This is a genomic window from Pseudomonas sp. PDNC002 (assembly GCF_016919445.1).
Lineage (GTDB): Bacteria > Pseudomonadota > Gammaproteobacteria > Pseudomonadales > Pseudomonadaceae > Pseudomonas.
In genome coordinates, this window is record NZ_CP070356.1 from 5,663,922 (window position 1) to 5,682,789 (window position 18,868).

17 protein-coding genes and 3 tRNA genes are annotated in these 18,868 nt (G+C 65.6%); 14 read left to right on the forward strand and 6 right to left on the reverse strand.

Annotation, left to right across the window (positions count from 1 at the left end; genetic code table 11):
• Window positions 1-12: 12 nt before the first annotated feature.
• The 3 genes from JVX91_RS25495 to JVX91_RS25505 all read left to right on the forward strand — a co-directional run bounded on the left by JVX91_RS25495 (window position 13) and on the right by JVX91_RS25505 (window position 1,900).
• Entirely contained in the window at window positions 13-1,002 is a 990-nt protein-coding gene (locus tag JVX91_RS25495; protein ID WP_205336842.1) for a 2-hydroxyacid dehydrogenase, read from the forward strand.
• A gap of 62 nt (window positions 1,003-1,064) precedes the next feature.
• Complete coding sequence (locus tag JVX91_RS25500) at window positions 1,065-1,505, forward strand: hypothetical protein (protein ID WP_205336843.1); 441 nt, start codon at window positions 1,065-1,067, stop codon at window positions 1,503-1,505.
• Window positions 1,502-1,900, forward strand: coding sequence for an META domain-containing protein (locus JVX91_RS25505; protein ID WP_205336844.1), 399 nt, complete (start codon window positions 1,502-1,504; stop codon window positions 1,898-1,900). The genes JVX91_RS25500 and JVX91_RS25505 overlap by 4 nt, the downstream gene beginning before the upstream one ends.
• A gap of 3 nt (window positions 1,901-1,903) precedes the next feature.
• On the opposite strand, the gene dinB is transcribed toward JVX91_RS25505, so the two are convergent.
• Window positions 1,904-2,962, reverse strand: coding sequence for a DNA polymerase IV (gene dinB / locus JVX91_RS25510; RefSeq protein ID WP_205336845.1), 1,059 nt, complete (start codon window positions 2,960-2,962; stop codon window positions 1,904-1,906).
• A 288-nt stretch (window positions 2,963-3,250) separates the two neighbouring features.
• Between dinB and JVX91_RS25515 the strand changes: the two genes are divergently transcribed.
• The 6 genes from JVX91_RS25515 (at window position 3,251) to JVX91_RS25540 (ending at window position 8,494) form a co-directional block, all read left to right on the forward strand.
• Window positions 3,251-3,327, forward strand: a tRNA-Met gene (locus JVX91_RS25515).
• A gap of 116 nt (window positions 3,328-3,443) precedes the next feature.
• Window positions 3,444-3,520: transfer RNA gene (locus tag JVX91_RS25520), tRNA-Met, on the forward strand.
• A gap of 117 nt (window positions 3,521-3,637) precedes the next feature.
• Window positions 3,638-3,714 (forward strand) — tRNA-Met (locus tag JVX91_RS25525).
• A 164-nt stretch (window positions 3,715-3,878) separates the two neighbouring features.
• Window positions 3,879-6,512 (forward strand): bifunctional lysylphosphatidylglycerol flippase/synthetase MprF, encoded by a 2,634-nt coding sequence (mprF, locus tag JVX91_RS25530; protein ID WP_205336846.1) that lies wholly within the window; start codon window positions 3,879-3,881, stop codon window positions 6,510-6,512.
• A 1-nt stretch (window position 6,513) separates the two neighbouring features.
• A complete protein-coding gene (locus tag JVX91_RS25535; RefSeq protein WP_205336847.1) occupies window positions 6,514-7,788 on the forward strand; it encodes a virulence factor family protein in 1,275 nt (424 codons plus the stop codon).
• Window positions 7,789-7,930: 142 nt separating this feature from the next.
• Window positions 7,931-8,494, forward strand: coding sequence for a cytochrome b (locus JVX91_RS25540; protein WP_205336848.1), 564 nt, complete (start codon window positions 7,931-7,933; stop codon window positions 8,492-8,494).
• 371 nt (window positions 8,495-8,865) lie between these two features.
• Here JVX91_RS25540 and JVX91_RS25545 read toward each other — a convergent pair whose 3' ends face one another.
• A complete protein-coding gene (locus tag JVX91_RS25545; protein WP_205336849.1) occupies window positions 8,866-9,999 on the reverse strand; it encodes a GNAT family N-acetyltransferase in 1,134 nt (377 codons plus the stop codon).
• A gap of 216 nt (window positions 10,000-10,215) precedes the next feature.
• Between JVX91_RS25545 and JVX91_RS25550 the strand changes: the two genes are divergently transcribed.
• Window positions 10,216-10,464 (forward strand): hypothetical protein, encoded by a 249-nt coding sequence (locus tag JVX91_RS25550; RefSeq protein ID WP_205336850.1) that lies wholly within the window; start codon window positions 10,216-10,218, stop codon window positions 10,462-10,464.
• On the opposite strand, the gene JVX91_RS25555 is transcribed toward JVX91_RS25550, so the two are convergent.
• Complete coding sequence (locus tag JVX91_RS25555; protein ID WP_205336851.1) at window positions 10,465-11,496, reverse strand: glycosyltransferase family 1 protein; 1,032 nt, start codon at window positions 11,494-11,496, stop codon at window positions 10,465-10,467. It lies immediately after the preceding gene.
• On the reverse strand, window positions 11,493-12,302 hold the full coding sequence (locus tag JVX91_RS25560) for a UDP-2,3-diacylglucosamine diphosphatase (RefSeq protein ID WP_205336852.1): 810 nt from the start codon (window positions 12,300-12,302) through the stop codon (window positions 11,493-11,495). Before JVX91_RS25560 ends, JVX91_RS25555 begins: the two co-directional genes overlap by 4 nt.
• A 127-nt stretch (window positions 12,303-12,429) precedes the next feature.
• Here JVX91_RS25560 and JVX91_RS25565 point away from each other — a divergent pair, with 127 nt between their 5' ends.
• From JVX91_RS25565 to JVX91_RS25575, 3 genes are all read left to right on the forward strand, one after another.
• The gene (locus JVX91_RS25565; RefSeq protein ID WP_205336853.1) at window positions 12,430-13,194 is read left to right on the forward strand and encodes an AraC family transcriptional regulator; all 765 of its coding nucleotides are present in this window, start codon (window positions 12,430-12,432) and stop codon (window positions 13,192-13,194) included.
• 73 nt (window positions 13,195-13,267) lie between these two features.
• On the forward strand, window positions 13,268-13,609 hold the full coding sequence (locus JVX91_RS25570; protein WP_205336854.1) for a tRNA-binding protein: 342 nt from the start codon (window positions 13,268-13,270) through the stop codon (window positions 13,607-13,609).
• An 84-nt stretch (window positions 13,610-13,693) separates the two neighbouring features.
• A complete protein-coding gene (locus tag JVX91_RS25575) occupies window positions 13,694-14,560 on the forward strand; it encodes a DMT family transporter (RefSeq protein ID WP_205336855.1) in 867 nt (288 codons plus the stop codon).
• A gap of 390 nt (window positions 14,561-14,950) precedes the next feature.
• Here the strand turns inward: JVX91_RS25575 and rfaD are convergent, their stop codons facing one another.
• Window positions 14,951-15,943 carry an ADP-glyceromanno-heptose 6-epimerase gene (rfaD, locus tag JVX91_RS25580; protein ID WP_205336856.1) on the reverse strand — a complete coding sequence of 331 codons (993 nt, stop codon included), beginning with the start codon at window positions 15,941-15,943 and terminating at the stop codon, window positions 14,951-14,953.
• Window positions 15,944-16,066: 123 nt separating this feature from the next.
• Window positions 16,067-16,351: a SelT/SelW/SelH family protein gene (locus JVX91_RS25585; RefSeq protein ID WP_081520272.1), complete on the reverse strand. Its 285-nt coding sequence runs from the start codon at window positions 16,349-16,351 to the stop codon at window positions 16,067-16,069.
• Window positions 16,352-16,421: 70 nt separating this feature from the next.
• On the opposite strand from JVX91_RS25585, the gene JVX91_RS25590 reads away from it, so the two are divergent.
• Window positions 16,422-18,626 (forward strand): patatin-like phospholipase family protein, encoded by a 2,205-nt coding sequence (locus JVX91_RS25590; RefSeq protein WP_205336857.1) that lies wholly within the window; start codon window positions 16,422-16,424, stop codon window positions 18,624-18,626.
• Window positions 18,627-18,868: the final 242 nt, after the last annotated feature.

Consider the following 18,868-nt stretch of genomic DNA (forward strand, 5'->3'; position numbering starts at 1 on the left):
ACGGGAGCCCCGATGCGCATCATCCTGTTCAGCAACCAGACCTACGACCGCGACAGCTTCCTCGCCGCCAACCACCGCCACGGCTTCGAACTGCACTTCCAGCAGACGCAACTGCGCCAGGACACCGTCGCCCTGGCGATGGGGTTCGAGGTGGTCTGCGCCTTCGTCAACGACGACCTGTCCCGCCCGGTGCTGGAACACCTCGCCGCAGGCGGAACGCGTCTGGTTGCCCTGCGTTCGGCGGGCTACAACCACGTCGACCTCGCCGCGGCGCGGGCACTGGGTCTGGCCGTCGTGCGCGTTCCGGCCTATTCGCCCCACGCCGTGGCCGAACATGCTGTAGGACTGGTCCTGGCGCTCTGCCGACACCTTCACCGCGCCTATAACCGCACCCGCGAAGGCGACTTCTCGCTCCACGGCCTGACCGGCTTCGACCTGCACGGGCGCACCGTCGGCGTGATCGGCAGCGGGCAGATCGGCGAGGTCTTCGCCCGCATCATGGCGGGCTTCGGCTGCCGCATCCTGGCCTACGACCCCTACCCCAACCACGCCATCGAGACGCTGGGCGGAAGCTTCGTCGGGCTGGATCAACTGCTCGCCGAGTCCGACATCCTCAGCCTGCACTGCCCGCTCAACGATGCCACCCGCCACCTGATCAACGCCTCCAGCCTGGCGCGCATGAAGCGCGGCGCGATGCTCATCAACACCGGCCGCGGCGCCCTGGTGGACACCCCGGCGCTCATCGAGGCGCTCAAGAGTGGACAGCTCGGCTACCTGGGCCTGGACGTCTACGAGGAGGAGGCCGACATCTTCTTCGCCGACCGCTCCGACCAACCGCTGCAAGACGACGTACTGGCGCGCCTGCTGACATTCCCCAACGTGATCATCACGGCGCACCAGGCCTTCCTCACCCGCGAAGCACTGGCCGGGATCGCCGACACCACCCTGGACAACATCGCCGCCTGGCAGGCCGGAAAGCCGGTCAACCTGGTCGATGGCTGATCGGTTGCCGCTCGCATCCCGGCCCCACGCCGCCTAGAATGCCGCGCTTTCCCGGAGGACCCATGGCCCAGCACGATTTCCGCTATACCCTGCTCAACCCACAATTCACCCTGAACGAATGCCGCGCACTGACTCCGGGCCGCTACCAGGTCACCGGCGTCGGCGGCTCGATCAAGGCCGGCGACACCCTGCTGGTCAGCCTCAAGGGCAGCAAAAGCCTGAGCATGACCCTGGAAGTGGAAAAGGTCCGCCACCTGATCAATCCGCCGGGACAGTGGATGGCCGTGGCGAAGGGGCCGGTATTCCGTGAACTGGGTATCCACGAGTGGAAGGTCAACTGCGACGGTTGCGCGGCTACACTGGACTTCGAATTCGCCGTCGATGCCACCCTCGGCAAGGCTGCCTTGCAGCCGGCCGCCGAGAAACGCATCGCCGAACTCGGATGGGCGCGGGTCGACAACCGTCACCTGTGTCCGGATTGTCAGAGCAAGGAGACTGCATGAAAGCCCTGATCGCCAGCGCCTGCGCCGCGCTGGCCCTGGCCGGTTGCGCCAGCAAGCCGGTTCCTGAAGCCGAGCAGACCTACCGCGTGGAATGGATCGGCGAACGCCCGCTGATCGACTACAGCCACATCACCCTCACCCTGGACGGCAAGGGCCGCGCTTACGGCAGTGCCGGCTGCAACCACTGGTTCGCCAGCTACACGCTGGTTGACGACAAGCTGACCTTCGGCCAGCCCGGCGCCACCCGCAAGCTCTGCGCGCAAGCGCTGATGGAGCAGGAGCAACGCTTCCTGAAGATGCTCGGGCAAATCCAGCGCTGGGACATCAACGACGAAGGTGAACTGCGTTTCTGGCCGGCGAGCGGACGTGCCATGCGCATGTGGCCCGAGGGCTGAGGCCTAGAACAGGCTGAGCTGCTCGTGCGCCCCGCGCAGATCGACGAGGCGCACGCCCACGCCGATCAGGCGTACGGCCTTGTTGCCACGCTGGAAAGCCTGCCCCAGCAGCAACCGGTAGCTTTCCAGGTCCCGCGCGGCGCCCGCCTGCTCCAGGGTGGTCTGGGTGAAATCGTGGAACTTCAGTTTGATGAAGGGCTTGCCCGGACGGTAGCTGGCGTCCAGGCGCGTCATGCGCCGTTCCAGCTCGCCCAGCAGTGACGGCAGCTCTTCCTGGCAGGCGGCCAGGTCCGGCAGGTCCTGGTCGAAGGTGTTTTCCACGCTGATCGACTGGCGCCGACTGTCCACCTGCACCGGGCGCTCGTCGATACCCCGCGACAAACCCCAGAGGCGCTCACCGAAACTGCCGAATTCCTTGGCCAGTTGAATGCGCGACCAGTCGCGCAGGTCCGCGCAGGTGCGGATGCCCAGGCGCGCCAGCTTCTCCGCCGTGACCTTGCCGACGCCGTGCAGCTTCTTCACCGGCAACTCGGCGACGAAGCCGTCCACCTCGTCCGGCGTCACCACGAACAGACCGTTGGGCTTGCGCCAGTCGCTGGCGATCTTGGCAATGAACTTGTTCGGCGCCACCCCGGCGGACACCGTGATGTGCAGGTTTTCCCAGACACGCTTGCGGATTTCCTGGGCGATGCGCGTGGCGCTGCCGCCGCAGCGCTCGCTGTCGCTGACGTCCAGGTAGGCCTCGTCCAGGGACAGCGGCTCGATCTGGTCGGTGTAGTCGCGGAAGATTGCGTGGATATCCCGAGAGGTCTCGCGGTAGACGTCCATGCGCGGGCGAACGATGGTCAGGTCCGGGCACAGCTTCACCGCCGTGCGCATCGCCATCGCGGAGTGCAGCCCGTAGGCGCGCGCCTCGTAGTTGCACGTGGCGACGACTCCACGCTTGTCCGGCGAACCGCCCACGGCCAACGGCTTGCCCGCCAGACTCGGGTCGTCGCGCATTTCGATAGCGGCATAGAAGCAGTCGCAATCGATGTGGATGATCTTTCGTTGCCGAGTCACGGAGAAAGCGCCTGCATCACCATCGGAGGTCGCCCGGAAAGGCAACGGAAAACCCGGCCATGGTAAAGCAAAATCCTGCCATTCCGCAGACCTCCCCCCCCCCGAGGCATCTCCCTGCGACTGGCTGCGAGCGCAGGCAGGCCTGGATGGCATGGCGCCACTCGAATAGCCCCGGGCAGCCGGAGGGCCGCCCACGGGAGAACCCCATGGCTACGCTAAATATCTGATAAAAAATCACTTTTTCCCTTTTTCCGTTGACACGCCGCCCCACCGGCGTAGAATGGCTGTCGCGGGATGGAGCAGTCTGGTAGCTCGTCGGGCTCATAACCCGAAGGTCGTAGGTTCAAATCCTGCTCCCGCAACCAGACACAAGAAAAAGGCCACTCTTCGGAGTGGCCTTTTTCGTTTGCGCATCATTTAAATTATTGATCGCAGAACAAATATCGATTGACAGAGGCTTTCATTTCCGTAGAATGGCCGGCGCGGGATGGAGCAGTCTGGTAGCTCGTCGGGCTCATAACCCGAAGGTCGTAGGTTCAAATCCTGCTCCCGCAACCAGACACAAGGAAAAGGCCACTCTTCGGAGTGGCCTTTTTCGTTTGCGCGCGATTTAAATCTTTGATCGAAAACGAAAATATCGTTTGACACCTCGCTTCATTTCCGTAGAATTGCCGCCGCGGGATGGAGCAGTCTGGTAGCTCGTCGGGCTCATAACCCGAAGGTCGTAGGTTCAAATCCTGCTCCCGCAACCAGACATCAAGAAGAAAGCCACTCTTAGGAGTGGCTTTTTTTGTTGTGCCGGAAAAATTGATCACCCACGGGTGGCGTCTCACGGATCAGGAAAATACTCTTCCGGGGACTTGGGAATTCGCGTCAGTGCCCCTACTCTGTCGCGCTAAATCGATTGAGGTGCCCGATGAGCGCCAACCCCGCCACACCTGATACCCCTGCCACCGAAGATGTTCCATCGCGAGCGACCTGGCTTACCTGGGTCAACGCCAACCGTCAGGCACTCGGCCTCGGCGTCACCCTGGTGCTGTTCAGCCTGGCGCTGATCGCCTGCTATCACCTGCTGCGCGATATCGACGCCTATTCCCTGCACGACGCCCTGCTCGACGTGCCAAATACCTCCCTGTTCGGCGCCGTCGCCGCGACCGTGGCGGGCTTTATCGTCCTGCTCGGCTACGAATGGTCCGCCAGCCGCTTCGCCGGGGTGAAGCTGCCCACGCCGGCACTGCTCACGGGCGGCTTCTCCGCCTTCGCCATCGGCAATGCCGTGGGCCTGTCGATGCTCTCCGGCGGCTCCGTGCGCTACCGACTCTATGCCCGCGTAGGGCTGGGCGCCGGCGACGTCGCGCTGATGACCCTCTTCGCCAGCCTGTCCCTGGGTTGCGCGCTGCCGATACTGGCCGCCCTCGCCGCGCTGAGCGACCTGTCCGATGCCTCCCTCGCCCTGCACCTGCCGGAATGGCTGGTAACGGTGCTGGCCCTGGCCATCATCGCGTTCTGCATCCTGCTGGTCGTGGGCATCGAGCGCCGTCGTTTGCCCGAGCAACCGTCACCGGACAGCCATCTGGTCCGCGTTGGCCGCCGCACCCTGCGCCTGCCGGGTCTGCGCCTGTCGCTGCTACAACTGCTGATCACCGCGCTCGACGTGGCCGCCGCCGCCACCGTGCTCTACCTGCTGCTGCCCGAAGCTCCGCCGTTCGGCGCCTTCCTGCTGGTTTACCTGATCGCCCTGGCCGCCGGCGTGCTGAGCCACGTACCGGGCGGCGTCGGGGTGTTCGAAGCGGTACTGCTGGCGGCCTTCGCCAACCAGCTTGGCGCCGCGCCACTGGCGGCCGCGCTGCTGTTGTATCGGTTGATCTACGTCGTACTGCCGCTGATCGTCGCCTGCCTGTTGCTGCTGTTCCTCGAAGCCCGGCGCATCCTGGTGGCCAAGCAGGCGGTGCGCGTGGCCTCCGGTTTCGCTGCACAGATACTCTCGCTGCTGGTGTTCATCTCCGGCGTCGTCCTGCTGTTCTCCGGCGCCACGCCGTCCATCGACACCCGTCTGGACGAAGTGGGCTTCCTGGTTCCGCACCGCCTGATCGATGCCTCGCACCTCGCTGCCAGCCTGATCGGTGTGCTCTGCCTGCTGCTTGCCCACGGCCTGCGCCGCCGCCTCTCCGCCGCCTGGGCGCTGACCCTCTGCTTGCTGATCGCCGGCGCGGTGCTCTCCCTGCTCAAGGGCTTCGACTGGGAAGAAGCGCTGATCCTCAGCTTCACCGCTAGCCTGCTGACGATTTTCCGCAGCGCGTTCTACCGCCGCAGCCGGCTGATGGACCTGCCCTTCTCGCCGCTCTACCTGGGCGCGTCCGCCTGCGTCATCGCCGCCTCGATCTGGCTCCTGCTGTTCGCCTACCAGGACGTGCCCTACAGCCAGGAACTCTGGTGGCAGTTCGCCCTGGACGCCGACGCCCCGCGGGGCTTGCGTGCGGCGCTGGGCAGTTGCCTGCTGCTGGCGGCCCTCGCGCTGTACTGGTTGCTGCGCACCGAGCCGCCGGTCATCCACGAACCGACCCGGGAAGAACTGGACACCGCGGCCGGCATCCTCTCCGGCTCCGAGCAGCCCGACGGCGGTCTGGCCCTCTCGGGCGACAAGGCACTGCTGTTCCACGAAGGCAACGACGCCTTCCTGATGTACGCCCGCCGCGGTCGCAGCCTGGTGGCGCTGTTCGATCCGATCGGCCCGCCCCAGGCCCGCGCGGAACTGATCTGGCAGTTCCGCGACCTCTGCGACCTGCACCATGCGCGCCCGGTGTTCTACCAGGTGCGCGCGGAGAACCTGCCGCTGTACATGGACATCGGCCTGACCGCGCTCAAGCTCGGCGAGGAGGCGCGGGTCGACCTGCGCCGCTTCGACCTGGAGAGCAAGGGCAAGGAGATGAAGGACCTGCGCTACACCTGGAACCGTGGCCAGCGCGACGGCCTGAGCCTGGAGTTCCACGACGCCGGGCAGGCGCCGATGGACGAGCTGCGCGCCATCTCCGACGCCTGGCTGGGCGGCAAGAATGTACGCGAGAAAGGCTTCTCGCTGGGGCGTTTCACCCCCGAATACCTGCGCTATTTCCGCGTCGTCGTGGTCCGCTTCCAGGGCCGCGCCGTGGCCTTCGCCAACCTGCTGGAAACCGCCAGCAAGGAACTCGCGAGCATCGACCTGATGCGCGTGGCGCCCGACGCCCCGAAGCTGACCATGGAGTTCCTCATGCTCGGCCTTATCCTGCATTACAAGGAAAGCGGGCACACCCGCTTCAGCCTCGGCATGGTGCCGCTGGCCGGCCTGCAGCCGCGCCGTGGCGCTCCGTTGACCCAGCGCCTTGGCGCACTGGTGTTCCGCCGGGGCGAGCAGTTCTACAATTTCCAGGGGCTGCGTCGCTTCAAGGACAAGTTCCAGCCCGATTGGGAACCCCGTTACCTGGCCGTGCCCGCCGGACTGGATCCGCTGGTGGCCCTGGCCGATACGGCCGCCCTCATCGCAGGCGGCCTGAGTGGATTGGTGAAACGCTGATATGTTGAAACGTCGCTGGCGGCACCTGCTCGCCCTCCTCGTGTTGATCGTCATTGCCGTCGGCCTCCTGTTGTGGAGCCGCCCGGCCCCCGAGGCCAAGCTCGAACACCGCCAACTGCCCGACGGCAGCGCCGTCAGCCTGGCGATTCCCGGCAAGCAGCCGAACGCTCGCGTACTGCTCGCCGTCGAAGCCGATCAGAAGCTCGACGACGGCCAACTGCTGGCCCTGGCCCATGACAGCGGCGCCCGCGTCGTGCAGTTCGTCTTCCCGGAAAAAGACTGCGCACTCCAGCAGTCGCGCCTGAAGGCCGCCGGCGAGCTGCTCGACGGCCAACCGAACATGGTCGCCGGTATCGGCGCAGGTGGCGCCTACGCCTTCCGCTGGCTTGCCGGACAGAGCGACGACAAGGCCAAGGCGCTGTCGGTCGGCTTCTCCCTGGAGAAACCCGACTGCGCCGCCACTCCGCTGCCGCAGACTGCCGCCCACGGCCATTGGCTGGCCGCCTGGAACGACAACCCGGACGACGCCAGCGCACGTTTCGCCCGTGGCCTGCAGAACGCCGAAACAGTGATCAGCGACTACGACACCCCGCTGCCCAAGGTTCTCGCCGACCAGTTGCGCCAGCAGTTGCAGGGCGGCGGCGACAACGTGCCGGTGGTCGAAGTCCCGGCCGCCAAGCCCTCGGAAACCGTCACCCTGTTCTATTCCGGCGATGGCGGCTGGCGCGATCTGGACCGCGACGTCGCGGCGCAGATGGCCGAGTTGGGCTACCCGGTAGTGGGCGTCGACGCCCTGCGCTACTTCTGGGAGCACAAGACCCCGGAACAGAGCGCCGCCGACCTCGCCGTGCTGATGCAGCACTACCGCGAAAAGTGGGGTGCCAAGCACTTCGTGCTGGCCGGCTATTCCTTCGGCGCCGATGTACTGCCGGCGATCTACAACCGCCTGCCGGCGGACGCCAAGAAGGACGTCAGCTCGGTGATCCTGCTGGCCTTCGCCCGCAGCGGCAGCTTCGAGATTGAGGTGCAGGGCTGGCTCGGCAAGGCCGGCCAGGAAGCGTCCACCGGCCCGGAAATGGCCCGCCTGCCGGCACCCAAGGTGTTCTGCGTGTATGGCATCGAAGAAAAGGACGAAAGCGGCTGCACCCAGCCCCAGGCGGTGGGCGAGAACCTGCAGCTTCCCGGCGGCCACCACTTCGACGAAGACTACCCGGCACTCGCCAAGCGCCTGGTAAACGCCATCCGCTCGCGCCAGTCAGCCGACGACGAAGGCTGACCGACATCAAAAGGGCCGCACATTGCGGCCCTTTCAATTTGCCTTCACGGTGTTTCGGGCAGGTTTAAGGCTCTATGCTCAGACTGGCAGCCCCGTCGCCAGAACGGGGCGCCACGATACCTGAGCCAAACAAGGAACCGTCATGAGCCTGTCCAAGACCCCGTCCCGCTACGGCAGCCTGTCCATTGCCATGCACTGGATCATGCTGGTGCTGATCGCCGCCGTGTACTTCTGCATGGAATATCGCACCAACTTCCCCAAAGGCAGCGACACCCGCGCGCTGTTCTCCCAATGGCACTTCATGCTCGGCCTGAGTGTCTTCGTGCTGGTCTGGCTACGCCTGATCGGCCGCTTCATCTACCCCACCCCGCCGATCGTTCCGGCCCCGCCGGCCTGGCAAATGATCCTGGCCAAGCTCGCGCACCTGGCACTGTACGGCATGATGATCGGTCTGCCGCTGGCCGGCTGGATCATCCTCAGCGCTGCTGACAAACCGGTGCCGTTCTGGGGCATGGAGCTGCCGCACCTGGTGGACAAGAACCCGGACCTGGCCAAGCAGGTGAAGTACTGGCACGAGACCATCGCCGTGCTCGGTTATTGGCTGATCGGTATCCACGCCCTGGCTGCGCTGTTCCACCACTACATCAGCCGCGACAACACACTGGTGCGGATGCTGCCGGGCAAGGGCGAGGCCAAGCCTGAGTAGGCTTCCGCTCGAACGGGCTGGGCGCCGGCCTTGCCGGCGAATCGCGGATAAGATCCGCTCCTACGAAAGTGCTCAGCCTCAACCTGTAGGAGCGGACCTTGTCCGCGAAATCCTCCGTCGTCGCACGAGCACTCCGAAGCCAATCAGGCAAGAATCGTCCAGCACGTGCAGGAGAAGGCGCCCTGCGGCGAATCGCGGATAAGATCCGCTCCTACAAAAGCGCTCAGCCTCAACCTGTAGGAGCGGACCTTGTCCGCGAAATCCCCCCTCGTCGCACGAGCACTCCGAAGCCAAGCGCATGCCCTAAGCAAGCATCGCCCAGCACGTGCCGGAGAAGGCGCCCTGCGGCGGATCGCGGATAAGATCCGCTCCTACGAAGAGCGGTCCTGGCGATAGGGCAGCGCAGCACGGGCCTCTTCGGCGTAGGCCAGGATGCCCGCCCGCTCCCCCACCAGGAATTCCTCCACTGCATCGCGCAGCCCTGGGTGCCCCAGGCGATGCCAGGAGCGCGTGATCACCGGCTCGAAGCCACGAATCAGCTTGTGCTCGCCCTGCGCACCGGCGTCGAAGCGCTGCAGGCCATGGCCAATGGCGAAGTCCAGCCCCTGGTAGAAGCAGGTCTCGAAATGCAGACGGTCGAACTCCGCCAGGCAACCCCAGTAGCGGCCGTACAGCGTATCGCCGCCGAGCAGACTGAAAGCCATGGCCACGGGCCGGCCATTCTGGTGAGCGAAGACCACGCGGATCGCCTCCGGCATACGCTCGCCGATCAGGCTGAAGAACGCCCGGCGCAGGTACGGCGCCTGCCCGCGCACCTCGTAGGTGCTGCTGTAGCAGGCGTAGACGAAGTCCCAGTGCGCTTCCGAAAGCTCGCGCCCTTCCATCCAGATGAAGTCCAGTCCCAGCCCGGCGACCTGCTCGCGCTCCTTGCGGATCTGCTTGCGCTTGCGCGAGCTGAGCGCATCGAGGAAGTCCTGGAAGTCGCGGTAACCGCGATTGCTCCAGTGGTACTGGCAACCCAGGCGCTCCAGCCAGCCGTCTGCACCCGCCAACAGCGTGTCCGCCGCCGGATCGGTGAAATTCACGTGCACGCCGGAGCAATGCCCTTCATCCACCTCGCCCGCCAACGCGCCAACCAGGCTCAACGCCGCTTCCGGTGCGCCCAGCAGGCGGGCACCGCCGACCGGCGTGAAGGGAATGCCCACCAGCAACTTGGGGTAATAGGGAATGCCGGCGCGCAGGCAGGCATCCGCCCAGCCCCAGTCGAACACGTATTCACCGTAGGAATGGCTTTTCAGATAAGCTGGTGCCGCGGCAAGCAGGCGGCCATCGTCGCCCAGCAGCACACGATGGGACGGTTTCCACCCCGTGCGACCGCCGACGCTGCCACTTTCTTCCAGCGCGGAGAGAAAGGCATGGCGCAGGAACGGCTGGTCATCCGGCAGCAGGGCGTCCCACTGACGGGCATCCACTTCGGCAAGGCGGGAAAGGGTCTGGATAGGCATGGCCGACAGTCTGGCGCGGCGCGCGGGCGTTGGGAAGATTCCAGCGGGAAAACCCTGGCGATTGTGACATTCGCGTTCGTCGGTATCCATCCGGAAGAGCGGCCGGGTGATCTATTTTTGGGGTTAGCAAGGCTTGCCGGCGCTCGGCGCTGGCACCGTTCCGCCCGCCAACCGCTCGTTTCCGGGGCTGTTGGCGCACAGCCAGGAGGACGCCCCATGAGCCTGATGCAATGCGAGTACCGCAAGTACACCATCACCGCCGATGTCGTCGAACACCCCGGCTTGCCCACTCCCTGGGCCGCCGGCTGCCATATCACCAGCCCGGACGGGCACACCACCCGACGCAAGACGCTGCCGGTGGAATACGCCTTCATGTCGGACCTGGAAAAGGCCCAGCACGCCTCCATCGCCCACGGTAAGTGGCTGGTGGACCAAAGCCTGGACCACGACCGCCAGCTGTTCTGATCAGCCGTCGACGTACGCGGGTTCTTCGTTGAGCGGCAATGCCCTCGCGCGCACTTGAAGCGACAGGAACTCCTGCGCGGACATACGCCAGGTCTGCCCGCATGCCCATTGCGCGCAGACCTGGCGATCGAGTGACAGCGCCCGTAGGCAAGCGCTGAGCAGGTCCGTGTCCATTGCTCCGGTGACGCCCTCTTCCAGCACATCCAGCGGTCCGCTGACCGGGAACGCGGCAACCGGCGTGCCGCACGCCAGGGCTTCGTACATGACCAGGCCAAGGGTGTCGGTTAGCGACGGGAAGACCAGCACACTGGCGCTGCGATAGGCCTCGACCAATTCCTCGCCATGGCGATAGCCGAGGAATTCGACCTGTGGATAAGTCGCCTCCAGCACCGCGCGCTGCGGGCCGTCGCCAACCACGCGCTTGCACCCCGGCAGATCGAGATCGAGGAAGGCCTCCAGGTTCTTTTCCCGCGCCAGCCGGCCCACATAGAGAAACACCGGCTCGCCTGTCGGCACGCCTTCTCTCGGCTGGAAGCGCTGGATATCCACACCCTTGCGCCACAGCGCCAGATTGGCAAAGCCATGCGAAGCGAACGTACCGCGCATGCGCTCGCTGCTGACCAGCACGGCCTCGCTGGGCGCATGGAAACGGCGCAGGAAGGCATAGCCCCAGCCCAACGGCAACCAGGGCCAACGGGTATGAACGTATTCGGGAAAGCGGGTGTGGATGGCGCTGCTGAACTTCATCCCCCGTCGCACCAGCCAGCGCCGGGCGGCCCAGCCCAGCGGGCCTTCGGTGGCGAGATGGACGCAATCCGGGGCGAACTCGCCGATCTTCTCGCCGACGGTCCAGAGATCCCACGCCAGCGGTATTTCCGGGTAACTCGGGCAAGGGACGTGGCGGAAATCCTGTGGGGTGATCAGGCCAACCGCATGCCCCATCGCTTCCAGTTCGGCCACCAGCGCCCTGAGGCTGGTGACCACGCCGTTGACCTGCGGCAGCCAGGCATCGGTGACGATCAGCAGCCTCATGCCGCCGACTCGACCGCCGCGGGCTCGGCAATCCGCGCCTGCTCCTCGGCCAGTCGATAGAGCTGGATGCTGCCGTCCCAGTGCTCGATCAGCGCCGAGCAGGACTCCACCCAGTCGCCGCAGTTGAGGTACTCCACCTCGCCGATCCGGCGGATCTCCGCGTGGTGGATGTGCCCACAGACCACGCCGTTGAGGCCTCGCTTATGCACCTCGTGGGCGATGGCCTCCTCGAAGTCGCTGATGAAGTTCACCGCCGTCTTCACCTTGTGCTTGAGGTACGCCGACAGCGACCAGTAGCCATAGCCGTAGCGACGGCGCCAGTGATTCAGCCAGCGGTTCAGCGTCAGGGTGAACTCGTAGGCGGAGTCGCCGAGGAAGGCCAGCCACTTGTGGTAGCGCGTGATGACGTCGAACTGGTCGCCGTGGATCACCAGCAACTGGCGGCCGTCGGCGGTGGTGTGGACGATCTCGTCCACCAGGCGGATGTTGCCCAGCAGCAGCGAGGAATAGCGGCGCAGGAATTCGTCATGGTTGCCGGTGACGTAGATCACCTCGGTGCCGCGCTTGCTCATGGTCAGCAGGCGGCGGATCACGTTGGTGTGCGCCTGCGGCCAGTAGATGCCGCCACGCAGCTTCCAGCCATCGATGATGTCGCCCACCAGGTAGATGCGGTCGGCGTGGTAGCGCTTGAGGAAGCCGGCCAGATGCTCGGCCTGGCAATCGCGGGTACCGAGGTGGACGTCGGATATCCACAGGGTCCGTACCCGTTGTTTCTTCGTCGGCGTCATGCGTTGCGCGCTGCTCATCGTCGGCGACCTCCAGAGGGGTTTGTCCGATCTTCGGCGTTGCCGGTGAAGTCCACATGACCGACTGGCGACAGTCCCGTTACAGCCAACGCCGCGCTAGACTGGCGACCTGCCACCGGAGTTCGACATGAGCCAGATCCTCTCTCTGCGCACCTACAGCCACGACCACCTCGCCCACAGCCACAGCCACGCTCAGTTGGTGCTGGGCCTGTCCGGCAGCCTGGACTTCGAGGTCGGCGGGCGCGGCAGCCTGGTGACCCGGCAGACCTTTGCGGTGGTACCGCGCGAGGCCCATCACGCCTGCGCCAGCCCCGATGGCAGTCGCTGCCTGGTGGTGGACCTGGAAGATGAGGACGACTTGCTCGGCAGCCTCGGCCTGCACAGCGATGCCGGCCGCCGCCTGCTGGAAACACCCGGCCAGCGCCTGCTCAACAACGACCAGGCGCAGTTGGTGCACTGGCTGGCCGGCAGCTCGCTGCACGACCCGGTGCTCGCGCGCCAGGGTGCGATCCTCTTGCTTGCCAGCCTCGCCGCCGGCCAGCAACGCGTGGAGGAACCGGCGCAACTGCCGCTGGCCAGCCTCGACAGCTATATCGATCGACACGCCGCGCATCCGCTGCAGGTGGCTGATCTCGCGCGGCTCGCCGGGCTTTCCGCCGCGCGCTTCCATGCCCGCTTCCTCGCCGAGACCGGGCAGACGCCCATGGATTACGTACGCCAGCGCCGCCTGCAATTGGGCCGCGACCTGCTGCGCGGCTCGCACCAGTCGGTCGGCGAGATCGCCGCGCAGGTTGGCTACGCCTCGCAGAGCGCCTTCACCGCTGCCCTGGTGCGCCAGTTCGGCACCACGGCGCGCCAGCTGCGCCAGGAGGCGCGCGACAATTCCCGCTAGCCGCGCGACAGACAGCCGCGTGCCCAAGGCCTAGACTGCCGGCCATCGAACTGGCTGATAGAAGAGAACAGCAATGTCGGCAGACACCATCGAGTGGCGGGATTTCGAGCGCGTCGAACTGCGCGTGGGCACCATCGTCCAGGCCGAACCCAACGTAAAGGCACGCAAGCCCGCCTACATCCTCCAGGTCGACCTCGGCCCGCTGGGGATCAAGACCTCCAGCGCCCAGATCACCGCGCACTATGAAGCCAACGAGCTGATCGGCCGCCAGGTGCTCTGTGTGTGCAACTTCGAACCCAAATCCATCGCCGGCGTGCGCTCGGAGGTGCTGGTCACCGGCGCCTATGACAGCGACGACAAGGTGGTGCTGGCCGGTTTCGACAAAGCGCTGCCCAATGGCGCGCGGCTGGCCTGATCGCCGTTTCACCACGCGCCGGCCGGCCCGGCTCCTCCCCATTCCCGACAAGGCCCCGTCACCGCAATCGACGGGGGCTCAGGCATGAATCGCATTACCCAGCTCACGCCCCGCGGCGCCCTGATCGGCCTGCACATCGGTGCCCTGATGTTCGGGCTGTCCGGCATCTTCGGCAAACTCATCCTCGCCGGCCCCCTGATCATCGTCTTTGGCCGTGCGCTGTTCGGCTCGCTATCGCTGGCCGCGGTGTTTGCCGGGCATCTACGCCAGCAGCAGCGCCCCACGCTGAAACAGGCGGCCATGCTGGTGGGCGGCGGCGTACTGCTGTGCACCCACTGGCTGACGTTCTTCCTCGCAGTGAAAGTCGGCAACGTGGCGGTCGCCACCCTCGGCTTCGCCAGCTTCCCGGCCTTCACCGTGTTGCTGGAAGGACTGTTGTTCCGCGAACGCATCCGCAAGGGCGAATACCTGGTGGTAGCGCTGGTGTGCATCGGCCTGGTGATGGTCACGCCGACCCTGGACCTGCGCGACGGCGCCACCGCCGGCCTGCTCTGGGGCACTCTTTCCGGACTGCTGTTCGCCCTGCTGTCGCTGGCCAACCGGGTCAGCGTGCGCGGCATCGATCCGATCCAGGCGGCGCTGTGCCAGAACCTGACGATCATCGCCTGCCTGCTGCCGCTGGTGCTCTTCAAGCTGCCCTCGATCCGCGGCCTGGACTGGTTGTGGCTGGTGGCGCTGGGCGTGCTCTGTACCGGTGTCGCCCACAGCCTGTTCGTCGCCAGCCTGCGGCTGATCAAGGCGCGCACGGCGGCGGTGATCTTCGCCCTGGAACCGGTCTACGGGATCGCCTTCGCCGCCGTGCTGTTCGGCGAGGAACCGAGTGTGCGGATGCTGGCAGGCGGCGCGCTGATCATCTTCGCGACCTTCCTCAGCGCACGCGGCTCGCACTAGGCTCCCTTGTAGGAGCGGATCTCATCCGCGATCCGGCCGCCAGGCCGATGATTGGGGGCTCAACAGCTTTCCCGGCTACGCCGGGACTTCGCGGAGAAGCTCCGCTCCTACATGGAACCGGGAGCAAAAAGAAGGCCGCCCCGCAGCGTGCGTATCTCGAACCTTGCCCCGGGGAGGGAATACCAAGGATTCATCGCACGACAGCCTGCAAGGCGGCCTGTTCGGTGTGGCGCCTGGACAAGGCGCCGTGCATTGGGTGAGAGCTGCCCCGGTTCCGGCACGCCGGTGGGAGCGGGTGAGCTTCGACTCTGGGCACAATGATCGCGCGTTTGCCCCAACCGGAGTGTCAGCACTGGGTAAAGACTGGGTAAACCTCGCGATACAGGCGGTTCAGTCCTGTTGCAGCAACCAGCGGCAGTAGCGCTCCACGCCCTCTTCCACGCCCATCATCGGCGTGCGGTAACCCGCCTCGCGCAGGAAAGCGATGTCGGCGCAGGTGTAGCACTGGTACTTGCCACGCAGCTCGTCCGGGAACTCGGTGTATTCCAGCAAGCCGGCGCGGATCGCCGCGTCCAGGGTCAGCGGTTGCTGGTCCTGTTGCGCGCGCAGGGTATTGATCACCGCCAGCGCCACGTCGTTGAACGGCTGGGCGCGGCCGCTGCCGAGGTTGAAGATGCCGCTGCGCTCGGGGTTGTCGAGGAAGTACAGGTTGACCTTCGCGACATCCTCCACTGACACGAAATCGCGCAGGTGCCCACCGGCCGGGTAGTCGCCGTACTCGCCGAAGAGTTTCACCTTGCCCGTCTCGCGGAACTGATTGAAGCAGTGGAAGGCCACCGAGGCCATGCGTCCCTTGTGCTGCTCCCGCGGACCGTAGACGTTGAAGTAGCGGAAGCCGGCGACCTGGCTGCGTGCTGCAGGCAGCACCTTGCGCACCCGCTGGTCGAAGAGGAATTTCGAATAGCCGTAGACGTTCAGCGGCCGCTCGCAGGAGCGCATCTCGCGAAACTCCTGGCCGCCACCATAGACCGCCGCCGACGAGGCGTAGAGGAACGGCACGCCCAGCGACAGACTGGCGTCCAGCAACTCGCAGCTGTAGCGGTAGTTGTTGTCCATCATGTAGCGCCCGTCGCGCTCCATGGTGCTGGAGCAGGCGCCCTGGTGGAGCAGCGCGCGCACCACGCCGAAGTCGCCGCGGGCATAACGCGCAATGAAATCGCGCTTGTCGAGGTAATCGCTGATGTCGCAGTCGGCAAGATTGGCGAACTTGTCGCCATCGGTCAGATCGTCGACCGCAATGATGTCTGTCTCGTCGCGCGCGTTCAGCGCCTTGACGAGGTTGCTGCCGATGAAGCCGGCGGCGCCAGTGACAATGATGCTCATGAGGGCACCTCCTGCGGAGAATGGGTACCCTCAGACTAAAAGTGGTGCCGGCTTGGCCCGTTGACATGAAGCAAGGAAGTTAGCCAGCTAACGAAACTATCCGCCGCCTGGTACAGCCAGGTTTCAGCTACGGTCGTTGTGCCCCAGGTCGCGTTGCGGATCGATGCGGTCGCGGACCCGCTGCTTGAGCACCTTGGCCTCGGGGAAACCGCCGTCGGCCTTGCGCTCCCAGATCTGCTCGCCATCGCAGGTGATCTGGAAGACTCCCCCGGTGCCCGGCACCAGGCTGACCTTGCCCAGGTCGTCGCCAAAGGTGCTCAGCAGTTCCTGGGCCAGCCAGGCGGCGCGCAGCAGCCACTGGCACTGGGTGCAATAGGTGATGACGATTTCGGCTTTGGCTTCGGACATGAATCAGACTCTGCTGTAGGACGCAATCCTATAATACCGCTCTGAAACGCCCTACCGGACTCTTCTCTTCATGCGCCGACTGCTGTTCGCCCTCCTCCTCCTCCTTCCCCTCGGCACCCTGGCGGCGAACACTCCGCCGAAGATCGGCCTGGTCCTTTCCGGCGGCGCGGCGCGAGGGCTGGCACACATCGGCGTGCTCAAGGCGCTGGACGAACAGGGTATTCATGTCGACGCCATCGCCGGCACCAGCATGGGCGCGGTGATCGGCGGGCTCTATGCGGCCGGCTACACGCCCGCGGAGCTGGAACAACTGGCCCTGGGACTGGACTGGAAGGAAGCGCTGTCCGACTCGCCGCCGCGGGTGGATGTGCCATTCCGCCGCAAACAGGACGACCGCGACTTCCTGGTGAAGCAGAAACTCAGCTTCCGCGACGACGGTACCCTCGGCCTACCGCTTGGGGCGATCCAGGGGCAGAACCTGTCGATGCTGCTGGAGAGCCTGTTGGTGCACACCAGCGATACCCGCGACTTCGACCAATTGGCGATCCCGTTCCGTGCGGTGGCCACCGACATATCCACCGGCGAGAAAGTCGTGTTCAGCAAGGGCCACCTGCCCCAGGCGATCCGCGCCAGCATGTCGATCCCGGCGGTGTTCGCGCCGGTGGAGGTCAACGGCAAGCTGCTGGTGGACGGCGGCATGATCGACAACATCCCGGTAGACGTGGCGCGGCAGATGGGCGTCGACGTGGTGATCGTCGTCGACATCGGCAACCCGCTGCTCGACCGCAAGCAGTTGACCACCGTGGTGGACATGCTCAACCAGTCCGTCACCCTGATGACCCGCAAGAATTCCGAGGCGCAACTGGCCACGCTGAAGTCCAGCGACATCCTCGTGCAACCGCCGCTCAGCGGCTATAGCTCCACCGATTTCGGCCGCGTATCGCAGCTGATCGACGCCGGTTATCGCGCCACCAGTATCCTCGCCCCGCGGCTGACCACGCTGCGCAAACCGGCCGATAGCCAGACCGTCGCGCTGGGCGAAGCGCGCACCCTGGGCGAACGGCAGCCGGTGATCGATCGCATCGAGGTGGAGAACAATTCCAAGGTCAGCGACGACGTCATCCTCCACTACATCCGCCAGCCCCTGGGCGAGCGCCTGGACCTGGAGCGCCTGCAGCGCGACATGAGCACGCTCTATGGCCTGGACTACTTCGACCAGGTGCAGTACCGCGTGGTGCACAGCAAGCAAGGCAAGGATGGCAAGGCCGGCAACGCGCTGGTCATCCACGCCTATGGCAAGCGTGGCGGCACCGACTACCTGCGCCTGGGCCTGAACCTCTCGGACGACCTGAGTGGCGACAGCACCTTCAACGTCGGCGGCAGCTACCGCATGAACGGCATCAACCGCCTCGGCGCGGAATGGCTGACGCGCTTGCAGATCGGCGACCAGCAGGAAATCTACAGCGAGTTCTACCAGCCGCTGGATGTGGGCTCGCGCTACTTCGTCGCGCCCTACCTGTTCAACGAGGCGCAGAACGTCGAGGCCACCGACAACGACGACCCCATCGCCGAGTACCGCCTGGAGCGCTACGGCTACGGGCTGAACCTGGGCCGGCAGATCGCCAACAACGGTGAAATCCGCCTCGGCGTGGCGCAGGCCTTCGGCAAGGCGGACGTCCGGGTCGGCGAGCAGGACCTGCCCAACTACCACTTCAACGAAGGCTACGCGGAGCTGAAATACTCCTTCGACACCATGGACAACGTGGACTTCCCCCGCGAAGGCGAGGACATCCAGACCTCCTACCGCGAGCACACGCCGTCACTGGGCGACGACGATCGCTACCGGCAGTGGGACATCCGCCTGGACAAGGCACTGAGCAGCGGACCGAACACCTGGGTCCTGGGCGGTGGATACGGCCGCACGCTCGATGACGCCGACGTGGTGGTGTCCAGCTTCCTGCTTGGCGGCGCCCGGCAACTCTCCGGCTATCGCCAGGACGCCATCGCAGGGCAGAACTACAGCCTGGGGCGGGTCATCTACTACCGGCGCATGACGGAGCGCTCGTTCCTGCCATTGGACTTCCCCTTCTACCTGGGCGGCAGCCTGGAACGCGGTCGGGTGTGGAACAACGACAACAGCTACGACACCGGCTACATCAACGCCGGCAGCATCCTGATGGGCTTCGAGACACCGCTGGGTCCGCTGTCCTTCAGCTACGGCCTGAACGACGCCGACGAGCACGCCATGTACATCAACCTGGGGCGGAATTTCTGAGGCATCGCTGGGTAGCTTTCCGGTAGGAGCGGATGCCTCTGGGAGCACGGCGGCGCCCGTGCGGCGTGTGGCAGCGGTTGGGTGGGTGCTCCGTGGGGGGATTTCGCGGACAAGGTCCGCTCCTATAGAGCGTGCAGCCTGGACCGCACGTTTTTTGTAGGAGCGGAGCCTCTCCGCGACGGGCCGCGCGGCTTTTGTAGGAGCGGAGCCTCTCCGCGATGGACCGCGCGGCTTTTGTAGGA